The organism is Pseudonocardia autotrophica, from assembly GCF_003945385.1.
GTDB lineage: Bacteria > Actinomycetota > Actinomycetes > Mycobacteriales > Pseudonocardiaceae > Pseudonocardia > Pseudonocardia autotrophica.
In genome coordinates, this window is the sequence record NZ_AP018920.1 from 3,164,334 (window position 1) to 3,180,556 (window position 16,223).

Sequence of the window (16,223 nt, forward strand, 5' to 3'; positions counted from 1 at the left end):
GGGGGTGTCGGGCCGCTCCGCCGCCGATACCGTGACCCGGTGACCGATCTCCCGACGTCCGGCCCGCCCCCGGGCATCGCCCGGCGGATCGGCAGGCCACCGAAGGGCGAGCCCACGCTGACCCGGGAACGGATCGGCCGCGCCGTGCTCGAGGAGGCCACCGGCCGGGGAGCGGACCGGGTGACCATGCGGTCGCTGGCCGACCGGCTCGCCGTGACCCCGCGCGCGCTGTACAAGATCGTCCGGGACCGGGACGACGCGCTGGTCGCCGCGGTCGCGGTCGCGTCCCGGGAGTGGCCCGGCGGACCGCACGACCCGGAACGCTGGGCGGACGGGCTCGCCGGTTTCTGCCGCGAGCTGCGGGCCTGGTACCGGCGGTATCCGGTGCTGCTGCGGATCGTCGCGTCCACCCCGATGGACGATCAGGTGCGCGCCGCGGCGCTGCGCAACATGGACTCCCTCGCCGGGTTCCTGCTCGCGGCGGGGCTCCCGGCCGGGGACGTCGGGCGCGGCTGCGACCTGATCGTCGGGACCGTCGCCGGGTTCGCCGAGATCGAGGAGTGGGAGAGCAGGGCCGCCGCGGCGGACCCCGGGCACGGCCCGCCGGAGCAGACGACCCCGGTGACCCGGGCGGCCCTCAGCGACGACGCGCTGCCGCATCTGCGGTCGCTCGGGAACGTCTCGCCGGCCACCGCCGACGAGCGCTTCGAGGGTCACGTGGAGATGCTGCTGCTCTGGCTGGGCGCCCGGATCCCCTGAGGTTCAGGCCCGGCAGAGCAGCTCGCCGTGCGGCACCACGAACCAGCCGTCCGGATGCGCGGTCCAGGCCCGCCAGGCGTCCGAGATCGCGGTCAGCTCGGCCGGCTCGGCGAGGCCCCGGTCGAGGGCCATCCGCCCGACGCCGGTGTGGATCCGGTCCGCCCACATGCCGCCCCAGGCGGCCCGCTGGTCCGGCGTCGCGTAGCACCAGACGGCGGCCGACGGGACCACCTCGGTGAACCCGGCGGCGTGTGCCCAGCCCAGCAGCCGTCGTCCGGCGTCGGGTTCGGCGTCGTTGCCGCGGGCGACCGCCCGGTAGAGCTCCAGCCAGCGGTCCAGCATCGGATCGTGCGGCCACCAGTGGAAGCCCGCGTAGTCCGCGTCCCGGACGGCGACCAGCCCGCCCGGGCGGGTCACCCGGCGCATCTCGCGCAGCACGGCGACCGGATCGGAGACGTGCTGCAGCACCTGGTGGGCGTGCACGACGTCCCAGGTGTCGTCCGGATCGGACAGCGCGTAGGCGTCGTCGACGGCGAACTCGACGGTCACGCCGCGCTCGGCGGCGTCGGCCCTGGCCTGATCCAGCGGCTCCGGGACCAGCTCGACGCCGCGGACCCGGCCGGGCGCGACCCGCGCCGCCAGGTCGACGGTGATGCTGCCCGGTCCGCACCCGACGTCGAGCAGCGTGGTGCCCGACGTCAGGTACGGCAGCAGGTACCCGCAGGAGCTCTCCGCGGTCCGGGCTGCGTGCGAACGGACGACGACCTCGGGATGGCCGTGGGTGTAGGTGTCGTGCGGCGGCATACCGGCCACCCTGCCCGACACCACCGCGCTCGGCGGACCCGGAGTGCCCCCGCGGTGTCCGGCCGGGCTCAGCTCCGGGCGAGCACCGCGGCCTCCAGGGCCTCACGCATCGCGGGCTCCGGGCCCGCCCGGCCGGTCATCAGCTCCACCTGCGCGACGGCCTGCTGCAGCAGCATCTCCAGGCCGGACACGATCGTCGCCCCGGCCGCGGCGGCACCGGCGGCGACGACGGTCGGCCACGGCGCGTACACCGCGTCGAGCAGCACGGTGCCGGGCTGCCAGCGCGCGCCGGCGAGCGCGTCGGCGGCGCCGGCGGGCAGCGTGGAGACGACGACGTCGGCCCCCTCCAGCAGTGTCGCGGCCGCTACCGGGTCCTCGAGCACCGCGTGCACCCGGGTCTCCGAGCCGAGCCGGGCGGCGGTGTCCTGCAGGTCACCGGCCCGGCCCGCGTCCCGGACCAGTACGTCGATCTCCTCGGCCTCCAGGTCGTGCAGCCCGGCCAGTGCGGCCTGCGCGGTCCCGCCGGCGCCGAGGATCACCGCGCGCCCGGTGCCCGCCCCTGCAGCGCGCAGCGACTCGGCGATCCCGGTGACGTCGGTGTTGTGCGCGGTGCTGCCCTCGTCGGTGAACACCAGCGTGTTGCCCGCGCCGATCGCGGCTGCACCGGGGGAGACGGTGTCGGCGACGTCGAGCAGCACCCGCTTGAGCGGCATGGTCAGCGACAGCCCGACCCATTCCGGGCCCAGGCCCGCGACGAACCCGGCCAGGGCGGACTCGTCCACCTCGAACCGGTCGTAGTGCCAGTCCGCCAGGCCGAGCGCGGCGTAGGCCGCGTTGTGCAGGGCGGGGGACAGCGAGTGCGCGATCGGCGAGCCGAGCACCGCGGCGCGGCGTCCGGGTGGGGCGGAGGTGGTCACCTCTGTGAGTATCCCTGCCGGCCCGGCGCCGGTTCAGTCCAGCCCGGTCCGCCCGGCCGCCCAGTACGCGCGGCCGGTGATCCGGCGCGGCGGGACCTCCCACCGCCGGGCGGTCCGCCGCAGGTGGTGCAGGGTCGCGGCGTCGCCGGTGACGAGCAGGTCGCCGCCGGGCGTGGCGGCCACCGCCGCACGGGTCCGCTCGACCAGCTCGGTGCGGTCGGCGGCGCGCGGCACGACGACGGCGTCGCCCAGCCCGAGCCCGGACAGCGCCACCGACAGCTGCTCCGGGTGGCCCGCCTCGAACACGGTCGTCGCATCCTGGTGCACCGTGCGCAGCGCGCAGGCCAGCGCGACCGACGACTCGTCGCCGACCGCCACCACCGGCCCGGTCAGCGACGGCAGGTCGATCGACCGGCGCGGGCCGATCAGCTCACAGGAGTCACCCGGGCGCACCCGGTCGAACCAGGTCGAGGCCGGCCCGTCGCCGTGGGTGAAGGCGACGAGCTCGGTGTCGCCGTCGTCGGTGTCCCAGCGGATCGGGGTGTAGGTGCGCAACTGCAGCGCACCGCGCCGCGGCCGCATCTGGATCTTCGCTCCGGGGGTCCAGCGCACACCGCGGAAGGCCTCGGCGCGCAGACCGACCCGCACCAGGTCGGGAGCGATCCGCTCGACCCGGGTGACCTCCGACGCCGTCAGCAGTGCGTCTCCGGCCAGATCGACCAGGCGTGTCGCGATTCCCACGGGGCCTCCGTTCGTCGTATGAGGTCACCCTAAGTCGGTCGGGCGGCGGTAGGTGGCCAACAACGACCGCGAACCGGCCGATGTGGGAGGAGGAGCGGTCGGCCCCGGACCGCGGCGGGCCGGTCCCCGCGAGGCGGGGCCCGGGTCAGCGGGTGGCAGGCTGCGCGGGTGAGCGGAACGGTGCTGGTGCTGGGCGGACGGAGCGAGATCGGGCTGGCGGTCGCGCAGCGGCTCGCCGGTCGGGAGGCGGGCACTGTGGTGCTCGCCGCGCGCCGGGCCGGTGAGCTGGACGACGAGACGGCCCGGGTGGCCGCGGCGGGCGCCCGGGTGGAGACCGCCGAGTTCGACGCCGACGATCTCGCCTCGCACCGCCCGCTGATCGACGACGTGCGGGACCGGCACGGCCGGATCGACGTCGCCGTCGTCGCGTTCGGGATCCTCGGCGACCAGGCCCGCGCCGAGACCGACGCGGCACACGCCGCGGCGATCGTGCACACCGACTACCTCGCCCAGGTGCACGTGCTGACCGAGCTGGCGCAGGTGCTGCGCGAGCAGGGGAGCGGCACGCTGGTCGTCTACTCCTCGGTCGCCGGCGTGCGGGTGCGGCGGGCGAACTACGTCTACGGCAGTGCGAAATCCGGCCTCGACGGATTTGCGTCCGGGCTCGCCGATGCGCTGCACGGCAGCGGGGTGCGGCTGGTGCTGATCCGGCCCGGCTTCGTGGTCGGCCGGATGACCGAGGGGATGAGCCCGGCGCCGTTGTCGTCCACCCCGGAACAGGTCGCCGACGCCACGGTCGCGGCCGTGCGCCGAGGCCGCGGGAACGCCGACGTCTGGGTCCCCGGAACCCTGCGGCTGCTGTTCCTCGTGCTGCGGCTACTGCCCCGAGCGGTGTGGCGCCGGATGCCCCGCTGACGACGTTCCACGGACCAATGATGTTCCGCGATCGGTGTGTGGCACTTCCACTCCCGTGATCCAGGTCATATCGTCACGTGCGCATCGAGCTGAGACCAGACCGAGCTGAGAGCACATCGAACTGAGACCACATCGAGCTGAGACAGCATCCAGCTGAGACCGCATCGATCAAAGACCGCATCGATCAAAGACGACGACGGCGTCGTCGGAGGAGAGCACAGTGGCACAGACCCGTGGAGCCGTGGTCCGGAGCGCACCGGGCAAGTTCGAGGTCGTGGATCTCGAGATCGACGACCCGCGCCCGGGCGAGATCGAGGTGAAGATGGTGGCGTCGGGGCTCTGTCACTCCGACGACCACATCGCCACCGGCGACATCCCGGTCGGCACCTACCCGTTCGCCGGGGGCCACGAGGGCGCCGGCATCGTGACCAGGGCCGGCGCGAACAAGAAGGGCCTCAAGGAGGGCGACCACGTCGTCTTCTCCTTCCTGCCATCGTGCGGGCACTGCCGCTGGTGCGCCAGCGGCATGCAGAACCTCTGCGACCTGGGCGCCGGGCTGCTCGCGGGCACCCGCTGGGAGGAGAACACCACCCGCCTGCGGCTCGCCGAGGACGGCACCCCGGTCGGTCAGATGTGTGGGATCTCCACGTTCTGCGAGACCACGCTGGTGTCCGAGGACTCCTGCGTGAAGGTGCCCGACGACATCCCGCTCGAGGTCGCCTGCCTGGTCGGCTGCGGCGTCGGCACCGGCTGGGGCTCCGCGGTCAACGCCGGCGGCGTCCAGCCCGGCCACACCACGATCGTGATGGGCATCGGCGGCATCGGCATCAACGCGGTGCAGGGCGCGTCGCACGCGGGCGCCTCGAACGTCATCGCGGTGGACCCGATCGCGCTGAAGCGGGAGAAGGCCGAGCAGCTCGGAGCCACCCACGCGGTGGAGACGATGGAGGAGGCCACCGAGCTGGCCAAGCAGTTCACCAACGGCCAGGGCGCCGACCAGACGATCGTCACCGTCGGCGTGATCAAGCCCGACCACGTCGGGCAGGCGATGGCCTCGATCCGCAAGGCGGGCACCGTCGTCGTCACGGCGCTGGGCGACATCAACTCGACCGAGCCGCTGCCGGTCTCGCTGGCCGACGTCACGCTGTTCCAGAAGCGGATCCAGGGCGCGATGTTCGGTATGTCCAACCCGAACTGGGACATCCTGCGTCAGCTGGAGCTCTACCGCTCCGGTGCGCTGAAGCTCGACGAGCTGGTCACCGCCACCTACACCCTCGACCAGGTCGCCACGGCCTACGAGGACATGCACGCAGGCAAGAACATCCGCGGCGTCATCCGCTACTGAGCCCGGTGCGGTCAGGGCCCCGGTCCTTCGGGACCGGGGCCCGACGCATACTCGGGCGCGTGGACGATCTCCTGCTGCTGGACGGGCACAACGACCTTCCCTGGGCGTTGCGCGAACTCGACGGGCCGGAACCGGACCTGGCCCGCGGTGACGCGCGGCTGCACACCGACCTGCCCCGGTTGCGCGCCGGCCGGGTAGCGGCGCAGTTCTGGTCGGTCTACGTCCCGGGCTCCTTCACCGGCGATCGCGCGGTCACCGCGGTGCTGGAGCAGATCGACCGGGTGCGCGGGCTGGCGTCGGGATACCCGGACGCGTTCGGGCTCGCCGACGGGGCGGACGACGCCGAGCGGGTCGTCGCAGGCGGCCGGATCGCGTCGCTGATGGGCGCCGAGGGCGGGCACTGCATCGCCAACTCGCTGGCCGTGCTGCGCACCCTGCGGGTACTCGGCGTGCGCTACCTGACGCTGACCCACAACGAGAACAACGACTGGGCCGACTCGGCCACCGACGAGCCGCGGCACGGCGGGCTGAGCCCGTTCGGCCGCGAGGTGGTCGCCGAGATGAACCGGATCGGCATGATCGTCGACCTCTCGCACGTGGCGGTGACGACGATGCGGGACGCGCTCGACGCCTCCACCGCACCGGTGCTGTTCACCCACTCCGGCGCCCGTGAGGTCACCGACCACCCGCGCAACGTGCCCGACGACGTGCTGGCGACGATGGCGCGGGCCGGCGGGGTCTGCATGGCGACGTTCGTGCCCCGCTTCGTGTCGCGCCGGGTCGCCGGCTGGGACCGGGAGCTGCTCGCCGCGATGGCGGCCGCCGGCGCGGACCACCGCGACCTCGCCGCCCGGGATCGGTTCGCCCGCACCTGGGACGGGCCGCCGGAGCCGCGCGCCGATCTGGCCGACGTCGTCGCGCACATCGAGCACCTGCGGGAGGTGGTGGGCATCGATCACGTCGGGATCGGCGGCGACTTCGACGGCACCGCCGAACTCCCGGACGGGCTGGGTGACGTCTCGACCTATCCCCGGCTGTTCGACGCGCTCGCCGACCGCGGCTGGAGCCGTGACGATCTCGCGAAGCTCGCCGGCCGCAATGCGCTGCGGGTGCTGCGCTCCGCCGACGACTCTGCCGACAACTATGCCGAGGGCCCTGCCTAGGACTCTGCCGGTGCCTCTGCCGGGGGCTGCCCAGGATTCCGCCGACGGCCTCTGCCGGGGGCTGCCCAGGATTCTGCCGACGGCCGCTGCCGAGGTTCCGGGCGCCGCCGCTGCCGATGCCCGGGCCGATGCCCTGGGCGATGTTCCGGCGGTCCCGGCCACCCGGGGCCGAGCCGGGGGCGTCACGGGGTGCCGGTGCTCCCCGGCTCCTCACGCGGGATCGCCAGCGCCGTCGCCGTCGACGCGGCCATCCGCAGCGACCCGACCGCGGTCGGGTGGAACGGGTCCGGCCGGTCCAGGCCCTGCAGGTCCGGCCCCATCCGGTCGGCGGACACCGCGCACAGCGGGGTCAGGTTCGGCGCGGCGGTGGTGAAGCCGAACCGGGCCGCGCCGTCGGCCAGCACGTCGTTGAGCCTGCGGTTGCGCTCGGCCAGCAGGTCGATCTTGTCCTGGTTCAGCCCGGCTGTGCCGGGCGGGCCCTGCATGTCGCTGCACGCCGGGTCGAACGTCGCCGGGAACGGGTCGTAGGACAGCGTGACGACGATCCGCGGATCCCCGGGCAGCGCGTCCAGGTCGTTGAACAACGCGCCCACGTCGCGGGCGAAGACGGCCAGCCGGGATTCGAACTCGCCCTCGGAGAGCCGGTCGTCGCAGGTCTCGGAGCCGTAGCAGTAGAGCAGGAAGTCCGACCACGCCAGGTCGTTCGGGCCGATCGCGACGGTCACCCACTGCAGCCCCTGCACCTGCTTGAGCCGGCCGACCTGAGGATCGAGGGTGACGCCGTCGCGCAGCTGCGGCCCGCGCAGCCCGTCCGCGATGCTCGCCCCGGCACAGGCGAGGTTGAGCACGTCCTCACCGCGCAGCAGCGAGAGCTCGGCGGCCGTCGAGTCGGCGCTGCGGGCACAGGCCGCGTCGTCCGGGGCGACGGTGCCGTCCGGCTGCTCGACCGGCGGGCCACCGATCCGCGCGGCCCGGGAGTCGCCGATCACCGCGCCGGTGACGCCGGTGATCGGCGGACCGGCCGGTGACGGGGTCAGCGTCGACGCCCCGACCAGGTCGGTCACCGAGGTGACCGAGGCGAGCCCGGTCGTCGTCCCGTGCAGGGCGGCGACACCGGCACCGCCCCACAGCAGCACCGACGCGGCCACCGCGATCGTCGTCATCCGGCCGATCGGGCCGGCGTGGTCGTCCCAGTGCACGGGTTCGCTGTCGTCCCGCCGGGCCCGGCGCAGCGCGACCAGCAGCCGCGCGCAGCCCATCAGCCCGCTGGCGAGCAGCGCCGTGACGACCATGCCCGCAGCACCCCACAGGTACCAGGTGGCGAAGCCGTCGGTGAGCGTGCGGACGGCGTCACCGGCGCCGTCGACGGTGTGCGGGCCGAGCACCGGGCCGTTGTCATCGGGCCGTTTCAGCGGGCCGATGGACAGCCGCGGCCGGATCGGGCCGTAGACCTGCACGCTGCCGAGATCGAACTCGGCGTTGCCGAGCTGCACGATCTGGGCCGGTCCGGACAGCGTGAGCGGCGGGACCCTGGCACCGACGCCGACCTCCTGGCCGAACACCTCGACCTGGTTCTCCGGCGTCGCCATGATCACCAGTGGCACACCGACGACCGCGATCAGGGCGAGCAGCAACAGGGTCGGGAGCGACCGGGCCTCGCGCAGCAGGCTGCGGAACCAGGACGTGCCGGCGGAGCGGGCGGGCACCGTCAGCGGGGGGCACCGGGGAGCAGCATGTCCCACATGGTGCCCGGACGGTCGCCTCCCGTCACGGACGCTCACCGTCCGGGTGGCGGACGGCACCGCCGCGCAGCCGGGGACGCAGCCGGTCCGGCCCGGCGTCGTGGCCCGCCTCGACGTCGTCGGCGAGGCGCTCGGCGTGCGCGGTCACCGCGTCCAGATCCAGCCCGGCGGGCGCGGCCCGGCCGAGCACCCGCCAGACGCGGATCCCCTCGACGCCGCGGCGCAGCAGCGCGACCGCGCCGCGCGCGTTGCCGCGCTGGGCGTGCGTCAGCCCGACGGCCAGCTGCGCCAGCGCCCGCCAGAGCTCGCGGCAGTCGTCGCCGCAGTCCTTCCAGGTGCCTTCCAGCACCTCGTGCGCCTGGAACGGCAGACCCTCGTCGAGCAGCCGCTGCGCCTCGGTGACCGCCTCGTCCGGCGGCAGCACCAGATCCTCGGGCACCCGGTCGACGCCTGCGGTGCCGTGCGGGAGCGGCCGGCCCGCGGCATCCCGGGGGCGGGCGTTGCGGGCACGGCCGCGCTCGTCGCGGTCGCGGGTCGTCGTCATGGCTCCGACCCTGCCATCCACGGCCACGCCGGGCACGCCGGTGCCGGGCAGCGCCTCCCGCGCCGGACGGGTCCGCGGCTCCGGCGCCGAGGGCGCCCGCTGATCAGCCGGACTCGAGCGGGCCCAGCTCGGCGGTGAACTCGTCGAGATAGCCGGCCCAGTCGGCGATCGGAGCGGACGGGCGCACGACGAACTTGGTGAGCCCGCCCTCGACGTGGCGCCGGATCAGCTCCGCGATCCCGTCCCAGCCGATCCCGACCAGCTCCCGGGGATCGATGTCCGGGCGTTGCAGGGCGGCGCGGGCCAGCGCGGCGTCGATGTCGGTGCCGGGGACGGCGACCCAGACGTTCGTGCCGTAGTGGTCGTCGTCGATGGTGCGTCCGGCGTCCCGGGCGGCCTGCTCGATGATCCCCCGGCCGCGGGCGGTCTCGGCGGGCGTGAGGAAGCTGGCCAGCCAGCCGTCGGCGAGCCGTCCGACGCGGCGCAGACCGGCGTCCGCGCGGCCGCCGAACCACAGGTCCAGCGGCTGCGCCGGGCGCGGCACGATCGTGGCGTCGTCGAGGGTGAAGAACTCGCCGTGGTGGGTGACCGAGTCCTCGGTGAGCAGCCGCCGGAGCACCGTGATCGACTCCTCGAACACCGCGGCGAGCCGGCCCGGCACCGGATAGAGCTGCCGGTCGTGCGGGGACGCGGCGCGGATCCCGAACACCGGCAGGATCCGCTTCGGCGCGAGCACCGCCAGTGAGGCGAGCTCGGCGGCGAGCAGCATCGGGTTGCGTCCGGGAAGCACCGTCAGACCGGTGCCGACCTTCAGCCGCCGGGTGCGGGCGGCGGCCCAGGTGCTGCCGACGGTCGCCTCGATCACCCCCGTGGACGGCAGGTCGGCGAGCCAGAGGGAGTCCACGGCGGACTTGTCGAGGGCGTCGAGCAGCTCGTCGAACTCGGTGCCCAGGTCCGGGAGCGAGCGCGCCCCGAGCAATCCGACGCCGATCCGTACCTTGCCGTGCGGGGAAACGACCACTCACTCCACGTTACGCCGCGACCACTTTCCGGTCACCCTTTCCGGTGGTTGCTCACGATCGCCGACCGGGCCCCGAGGCCGCTTCGACGCCGGGTAGAAGGTCGTGCGGTGGATGCGGCACAGTGGAGGGCGCACGTGTCGACGATCCCCGCCCGGAGGACGCCAGCATGAACGACCCGACCCTCGTCGCCCGGATCTTCCGGGTCGTCGCGATCGCCGAGGCGATGTCCTGGACCGGACTGCTCGTCGGCATGTTCGTCAAGTGGGTGCTGGGCACCAGCGAGATCGGGGTGCAGGTCTTCGGCCCGATCCACGGCGCGCTGTTCGTCGGCTACGTGCTGGTCACACTGTGGACCGCGCGGCTGTTCCGCTGGGACCTGTGGACGACCGCGGTCGGCCTGCTCGCGAGCATCCCGCCGCTGACGACGATCTGGTTCGAGCGGCACGTCGCACGGACCGGGCGGCTCGACGCGGACCGGGTCCGACAGCTCGCCGGTTGAGCCACGGCTCAGGGTCACCTCTTGACGCGATAGGTAAGCCTGAGCTAACTTCAGCGTTGTCGCTTCGTGGTGGGAGCGGCGCGTCAGTTCGGGACGAGGGCCCGGCCGTGGTGATCACAGCGGCCGGGCCCTCACACGTTTCCGACCCGTTCCGTCCCGCCCTCCGGATCAGCCAGCGTCGCGTAGATCGGCCGCAGCGCATCGGTCAGCCGATCGCGGCCGGCCCGCAGCCCGGGCTCGGGCACCTGGTCGAGCACAGCTCCGGGCTCCGTCTCCGGCGGCCGGGGTGGCACGGTCCCCGTGGTGGGTGCCGACCAGAAGTCGTCCAGCCGGTCGGCGAGCGCCACCGCAGCGGGCGCTGCGGCCGTGCCGGCTGCCCGGTCGCGCTCCTCGCGTAGCCGCTCCAGCAGCGCCGCCCGGTCACGTCCGCGCAGCGTCAGCAGGGTGAAGGGATCGGTGTCGCAGCGCTCGGCAAGCAGGTAGAACACCGCGGCCAGGTGCTTGCACGGCACGGTCACATCCGGGCAGGAGCAGTCCTGCGACAGATCGTTGCCCGGCTCCGGGAACAGCGACATCCCCAGCTCGCCGAGCAGCTCCTCGATCTCGGTCGGCACCGTCCCGGCGAGCAGCGCCGCCGCGTACCAGGCGTCGGCCGCGAGGGCCTCCTCGACCCGGCGCCACTCGGGCTTGTCCCAGACCCGCAAGCCGATCCGCACCCGATAGGGCTGTGGCCGGGTGCCCTGGACCAGCGCGACGGCGGCGCCCGCGTCGATGTCGAGCGACACGATCTGCCCGGAACGCGCGTAGGTCTTGCCACGGGACAGCCGCCCGCCGACACCGAGCTGATCCAGCACGGACAGGAACCGGGCGGACCACCAGCTGCGGGCGACCGCATGCTTCGGTGCATGGATCCGGATGCCGCCCTCCACCCGGATCGGGCGGCCACCGGCGTAGTCCTCCTGCGCCCAGAACGGCCGGTCACTCATCGGACACACCCCCCGGGTCGGTGTCGGTGTCGGACTCCGGATCGGCGACGGCGTCCGCGCCCAGCGCGAACACCTCGCGCAGCTCGCCGACCGACAGCGAGGTCAGCCAGTCCTCGCCGTCGGTGACGACCATGTCCGACAGCGACCGCTTGGAGGCCACCAGGGTGTCGATGCGCTCCTCGACGGTGCCCGGACAGACGAACTTGCGGACCTGCACCGAACGCTTCTGGCCGATCCGGAAGGCGCGGTCGGTGGCCTGGTCCTCGACCGCAGGGTTCCACCAGCGGTCCAGGTGGATCACGTGGTTCGCGGCGGTCAGCGTGAGCCCGGTGCCACCGGCCTTGAGCGAGAGCAGGAACACCGACGGCCCGTCGGGGCCCTGGAACCGGGCGACCATCTCGTCGCGCCGCTTCTTCGGCGTGCCGCCGTGCAGGTAGAGCACCTCGGTGTCGAAGCGCGCCGACAGGTGCGGGCGCAGCATCGCCGCGAACTCGGTGTACTGGGTGAACAGCAGCACCTTGTCGCCCGCGGCGAGCACCGCCTCCAGGATCTCCTCCAGCCGGGCGACCTTGCCGGAGCGGTGCCGCCCACCCACCCGGTGGATCGGCGAGCCGTCGTGCAGCAGCTGGGCGGGATGGTTGCAGACCTGCTTGAGCTTGCTCATCGCCGCGAGCACGTTGCCGCGGCGCTCGATGCCGTCGCTGCCCTCGATCCGCTCCATCATGTCGTCGACGACCGTGCGGTACAGCGACGCCTGCTCCCGGGTGAGCCGGTGGTCCTGCACGATCTCGATCTTCTCCGGCAGGTCGTCGATCACCGTCGGATCGGTCTTGACCCGGCGCAGCAGGTAGGGGCGGGTGATCCGGCGCAGCGTGCGCGCGGCACCGGCGTCGCCGTGCCGCTCGATCGGCACCGCGAAGCGCTGCCGGAACACCTCCGGCAGCCCGAGCATGCCGGGATTGAGGAAGTCCATCACCGACCACAGCTCGGCCAGCCGGTTCTCCATCGGGGTGCCGGTCAGCGCGATCCGGTGCGCCGCGTCGAGCGAGCGCATCGTGCGGGACGCCGCGGCATACGCATTCTTGATCATCTGGGCCTCGTCGAGGACGAGCCGGTGGAACCGCCACAGCCGCAGGTCCTCGGCGTCGCGGGTGGCGGTGGCGTAGGTCGTGACCACCAGGTCCACCGCGCCGAGCCGTTCGTGCAGCGCCGACCCGCGGGGCCGGCCGGCGCCGTGGTGGGCGTGCACCCGCAGATCCGGGGCGAACCGGGCGGCCTCCCGCTGCCAGGTGCCGACCATCGACATCGGGCAGACGATCAGCGTCGGCGCCCCGGGCACGCCGTCGCCGGGGGCCCGGTCGTGCGCCTCCAGGGCGAGCAGCTGCACGGTCTTGCCGAGGCCCATGTCGTCGGCCAGGCAGGCGCCCAGCCCGAGCGACGACAGGAACGCCAGCCACGCGACCCCACGCTCCTGGTAGGGGCGCAGCTGCGCGGTGAACCCCGGTGGCGACGGCAGCGGCTCCAGATCGCGCTCCGCGGTCCCGTCGAGCAGCTCGCCGAGCCGGCCGTGGGCCTGCACGTCGGTGACCGGGAGCGGGGCGTCGACGTCGCCGCGGGCGGCGGCCAGCACGTCGTGCACGGTCGGCGTGCGGTCCCGCGAGCGGCGCAGGAAGTCCAGGCCGCGGGCCAGCGCGTCGGCATCCACCGCGACCCAGCGCCCGCGCAGCCGGACCAGCGGCGCCTTCGCGGCGACCAGCGCGGCGATCTCCTCCTCGCCCAGCTCGTCGTCGCCGACCGCGATCGACCAGCGGAAGGTAGCGAGCTCGTCGCGGCCCAACCCGCCCCGGGTGACCACGCCGGGTGCCGCCGACGACGACGCCGACAGCTTCAGCCCGAGCGTGCGCGCGCCGTCCCAGCCGCGCGGCAGCGCGACGCCGAAGCCGGCGGTCAGCAGCGCCGGAGCATCCCGGGTGAGGAACCGGTGCGCTCCCTCGACATCGAGCGCCAGCTCCGCCGGGCGAGGGCTGCGCAGCGCCCGGACCAGCCCCGGGAGCACCTGCGCGGCCCGGCCCAGCTCGGCGAGCAGCACGTCCTGTGCGCCGGTGACCAGCTCGTCGGCCGCGCCCGACCAGACGTCGGCGGCGTCGACCTGCAGGCTCGGATCCTCGGTGGACTGCAGCACGAACTGCAGCTCCCAGCGGGTGCCGTCACCGGTCTGGTCCAGCACGTCCGGCCCGGGATCGGCCGGGTCGTGCATCGAGGAGACCTCGGCCAGCCGGAACAGGACCGTCCCGGCGCCGGGCTGCTCGCGGCCGACCTGCGCCCACTCGTCGAGCGCGTCGCGCAGCACACCGAGCCCTTCCGCCCCGGCGGCGACCGCCGGATCCGGGCCGCTCAGCGCGTGCAGCAGCGCCGCCGCCGAGTCCGGCCGCGCCGGCAGCGGCACCGGCATCGACGGGGACCGGCCCAGCCGCTCGCGGACCGCGGTGTCGGTGAACCGGGCCAGCGCGGAGTCGACCAGCTCGTCCGGATCGACGCCGGAGACATCGCCCGGCCGCCGCTGCTCGGCGCGCGCCACCGGTGGCAGCCGGCGCACCAGATCGGCCCGCGCGAGGGCGTCGAGCCCCTGCACCACCGGCCGCCAGCGCGCCGCCGGCCGGCCGGACTCGGTGCGCAGCACCGGCAGCACCCGCCCGCGGGCGGCCAGCTCCTCGGCGAACGCGACCAGCTCGGCGAGGTGGGTGACGTCGTCGCCGTAGCGCACGTCGGCCGACAGGTCGGTCAGCTCGGACGGGTCGACCAGCACCGCCGGGACCGTCCACGGCGCCAGCGTGGGGGTGCTGCGGGAGCGAGCCCTGGCCGTCGACCGGACGAGACCGGGGGAGTCCTGCGGGCCGGCGGGATGGGAGGGCAGCAGCACCGTGACCGAGGCGTTGCGGCCCGGGTGCACCGCGGCCAGCTCGTCGGACGGCACCGCGAACGGGTGCGGGCGGGCGGTGCGCAGCGCACGCCGGCTGCTGCGGGCGGGACGTTCCCCGTCCTCCGCCCAGAGCAGCACACCGCGGCCGGGGGAGTGGAGGGCGTGGACGACGAGCACACCCCCACGCTAGAGGCCACCCCCGACAGTGAACCCACGCAGGAGGTCCGCGGCGGACCCACGCAGGAGCCCCGCGGCCGCCCCGCACGCCTCGTCGGTGATCACGTGCTCGTCCCCGGGCTCGATCCGCAGATCCACCGCCGCCCCGCCTGCGGTGAGCAGCGCGGCGGTCTCCTCGACCCGCCACCGCGGCACCCACGGGTCGTCGGCGATCGACCGCAGCACCACCGGGGTCCCGGCGAGGGATCCGGCGGGCGGCGCCGGCAGCGGGTCCGGACCGACGAAACCGCCGGTGAACAGCACCAGCCCGGCGAGCGGGGCGGTGTGCCGGGTGAGCACGTGGTGCGCGGCCAGGCAGGCGCCCTGGGAGAAACCCCAGAGCACCACCCGGTCCCGGTCGTAGCCGTCCTCGGCGAGCCGGGCCAGCTGGTCGTCGACCACGCCGAGCGCCCTCTCCAGCGCGGCCCGGTTCTGCTCGAACGGCTCCAGGAACGGCTTCGGGTACCAGGACGCGCCGTCCGCACGCGGCGCCACGAACCGCGCCGGGACCGGCCCGAACCGGGTCGCCGTCGCCCGCATGTCCGCCGGGTCGCGGCCCCGCCCGTGCAGGGCCAGCACCGCGACCGGGGCGTCCGGATCGCCCCAGCGGAGCATCAGATGACGATCGGCTCGAGCTTGCCGAAGATCTCCTCGCGCCGGTGCTCGAACTGCTCGGGGAGCTGGAACCGGCTGCCCAGCTCGTGCGGGGACTCGTCGCAGGTCCAGCCGCCCTCCGGGTGGGTGACGGCGAGCTCGAACAGCGCCCCGGCGGGCGTCCGGACGTAGACGCTCTTGAAGTACTTGCGGTCCTTGAGCTCGGAGATGTCGGTGTAGCCTGCGCCCTCGATCGCGAACTTCACGTCGTCCTGGTTGCGCAGGTCGGACACGTTCCACGCGAAGTGGTGGTGGGTGCCCGCGCCGTAGCGCCAGGTGCCCTGGTCGTCCCGCCGGTTGACGGTGATCTCCAGGTGGTTGCCGAACTTCGCGTCGCCGATCCGCAGAGCGGCGACGTCGCCCTCCTCGACCGGGGCGCCCTGGGCGAAGAACGACTCGTCGGCGAACTCGACCATCCGGTCCGGCGTGGTCACGTGCAGCCCGACGCCGTGGATGCCGTGGATCGCGTGCTCCGGCGGGACGCCGTGCCCGGCATGGCCGGTCCGCGGGTCACCGGTGTTCGGCACGAACACGTACTCGATACCGGACGGGTGCCGGAACGCCAGCCGCCTGCGGTCGAACCGCTCCACGTCGGTCACCTCGACGTCGTGCGTCGCGAGCCGGTGCGACCAGAAGTCCAGCGAGCCCTCCGGCACCGACAGCAGGACCTCACGGGCCTGGTTGGTGCCGCGGGTGCCGAACTGGCCTGCCTGCGCCCACGGGAACGTGGTGACCACGCTCGACGGGTCGCCGTCGGCGTTGGAGTAGTAGAGGTGATAGATCGGCAGCGACCCGTCGAAGAGCACGGTGCGCTTGATGAAGCGCATGCCCAGGATCTTCACGTGGAAGTCCACGTCCTCCTGGGCGTGTCCCACGGACAGGGTCACGTGGTGCGAGCCCTCGACATGGGCCATGGTGGAACCTCCGCTGCGTCGCCGGATCGGTCGGTTCCGACGGTAGGAACCCGGAGGCCCGGTGCGCATCGGCAGGCAGCGC

15 protein-coding genes are annotated in these 16,223 nt (G+C 74.1%); 5 read left to right on the forward strand and 10 right to left on the reverse strand.

Annotated features, from left to right (window positions below):
• Window positions 1-39: 39 nt before the first annotated feature.
• Window positions 40-759 (forward strand): TetR/AcrR family transcriptional regulator C-terminal domain-containing protein, encoded by a 720-nt coding sequence (locus tag Pdca_RS14935; protein WP_158092112.1) that lies wholly within the window; start codon window positions 40-42, stop codon window positions 757-759.
• A gap of 3 nt (window positions 760-762) precedes the next feature.
• Here Pdca_RS14935 and Pdca_RS14940 read toward each other — a convergent pair whose 3' ends face one another.
• The 3 genes from Pdca_RS14940 to Pdca_RS14950 form a co-directional block, all read right to left on the reverse strand.
• Window positions 763-1,563, reverse strand: coding sequence for a methyltransferase domain-containing protein (locus tag Pdca_RS14940; RefSeq protein ID WP_085912122.1), 801 nt, complete (start codon window positions 1,561-1,563; stop codon window positions 763-765).
• 68 nt (window positions 1,564-1,631) lie between these two features.
• Window positions 1,632-2,480 (reverse strand): shikimate dehydrogenase, encoded by an 849-nt coding sequence (locus Pdca_RS14945; protein ID WP_085912121.1) that lies wholly within the window; start codon window positions 2,478-2,480, stop codon window positions 1,632-1,634.
• Window positions 2,481-2,513: 33 nt separating this feature from the next.
• Complete coding sequence (locus Pdca_RS14950; RefSeq protein WP_085912120.1) at window positions 2,514-3,221, reverse strand: siderophore-interacting protein; 708 nt, start codon at window positions 3,219-3,221, stop codon at window positions 2,514-2,516.
• 168 nt (window positions 3,222-3,389) lie between these two features.
• Here Pdca_RS14950 and Pdca_RS14955 point away from each other — a divergent pair, with 168 nt between their 5' ends.
• From Pdca_RS14955 to Pdca_RS14965, 3 genes are all read left to right on the forward strand, one after another.
• On the forward strand, window positions 3,390-4,136 hold the full coding sequence (locus Pdca_RS14955) for a decaprenylphospho-beta-D-erythro-pentofuranosid-2-ulose 2-reductase (RefSeq protein ID WP_085912119.1): 747 nt from the start codon (window positions 3,390-3,392) through the stop codon (window positions 4,134-4,136).
• A 220-nt stretch (window positions 4,137-4,356) separates the two neighbouring features.
• On the forward strand, window positions 4,357-5,481 hold the full coding sequence (locus tag Pdca_RS14960; protein WP_085912118.1) for an NDMA-dependent alcohol dehydrogenase: 1,125 nt from the start codon (window positions 4,357-4,359) through the stop codon (window positions 5,479-5,481).
• A 59-nt stretch (window positions 5,482-5,540) separates the two neighbouring features.
• On the forward strand, window positions 5,541-6,644 hold the full coding sequence (locus Pdca_RS14965; RefSeq protein WP_085912117.1) for a dipeptidase: 1,104 nt from the start codon (window positions 5,541-5,543) through the stop codon (window positions 6,642-6,644).
• 182 nt (window positions 6,645-6,826) lie between these two features.
• Here Pdca_RS14965 and Pdca_RS14970 read toward each other — a convergent pair whose 3' ends face one another.
• From Pdca_RS14970 to Pdca_RS14980, 3 genes are all read right to left on the reverse strand, one after another.
• Window positions 6,827-8,350, reverse strand: a complete 1,524-nt coding sequence (locus Pdca_RS14970; RefSeq protein WP_085912116.1) for a GDSL-type esterase/lipase family protein — start codon at window positions 8,348-8,350, stop codon at window positions 6,827-6,829.
• 61 nt (window positions 8,351-8,411) lie between these two features.
• Window positions 8,412-8,930, reverse strand: coding sequence for a DUF309 domain-containing protein (locus Pdca_RS14975; protein WP_085912115.1), 519 nt, complete (start codon window positions 8,928-8,930; stop codon window positions 8,412-8,414).
• A gap of 103 nt (window positions 8,931-9,033) precedes the next feature.
• A complete protein-coding gene (locus Pdca_RS14980) occupies window positions 9,034-9,951 on the reverse strand; it encodes a TIGR03854 family LLM class F420-dependent oxidoreductase (RefSeq protein ID WP_085912114.1) in 918 nt (305 codons plus the stop codon).
• A gap of 167 nt (window positions 9,952-10,118) precedes the next feature.
• Here Pdca_RS14980 and Pdca_RS14985 point away from each other — a divergent pair, with 167 nt between their 5' ends.
• Window positions 10,119-10,451: a DUF3817 domain-containing protein gene (locus Pdca_RS14985; protein ID WP_085912188.1), complete on the forward strand. Its 333-nt coding sequence runs from the start codon at window positions 10,119-10,121 to the stop codon at window positions 10,449-10,451.
• A gap of 131 nt (window positions 10,452-10,582) precedes the next feature.
• Here the strand turns inward: Pdca_RS14985 and Pdca_RS14990 are convergent, their stop codons facing one another.
• Genes Pdca_RS14990 through Pdca_RS15005 form a run of 4 tightly spaced genes read right to left on the reverse strand, consistent with a single transcriptional unit; the run spans window position 10,583 to window position 16,141 of the window.
• Window positions 10,583-11,437, reverse strand: coding sequence for an SWIM zinc finger family protein (locus tag Pdca_RS14990; protein WP_085912113.1), 855 nt, complete (start codon window positions 11,435-11,437; stop codon window positions 10,583-10,585).
• Window positions 11,430-14,534, reverse strand: coding sequence for a DEAD/DEAH box helicase (locus Pdca_RS14995; protein WP_085912112.1), 3,105 nt, complete (start codon window positions 14,532-14,534; stop codon window positions 11,430-11,432). The genes Pdca_RS14990 and Pdca_RS14995 overlap by 8 nt, the downstream gene beginning before the upstream one ends.
• 9 nt (window positions 14,535-14,543) lie before the next feature.
• On the reverse strand, window positions 14,544-15,188 hold the full coding sequence (locus Pdca_RS15000; protein ID WP_085912111.1) for an alpha/beta hydrolase: 645 nt from the start codon (window positions 15,186-15,188) through the stop codon (window positions 14,544-14,546).
• Window positions 15,188-16,141 (reverse strand): VOC family protein, encoded by a 954-nt coding sequence (locus Pdca_RS15005; protein WP_085912110.1) that lies wholly within the window; start codon window positions 16,139-16,141, stop codon window positions 15,188-15,190. Before Pdca_RS15005 ends, Pdca_RS15000 begins: the two co-directional genes overlap by 1 nt.
• Between the last annotated feature and the right edge of the window lie 82 nt (window positions 16,142-16,223).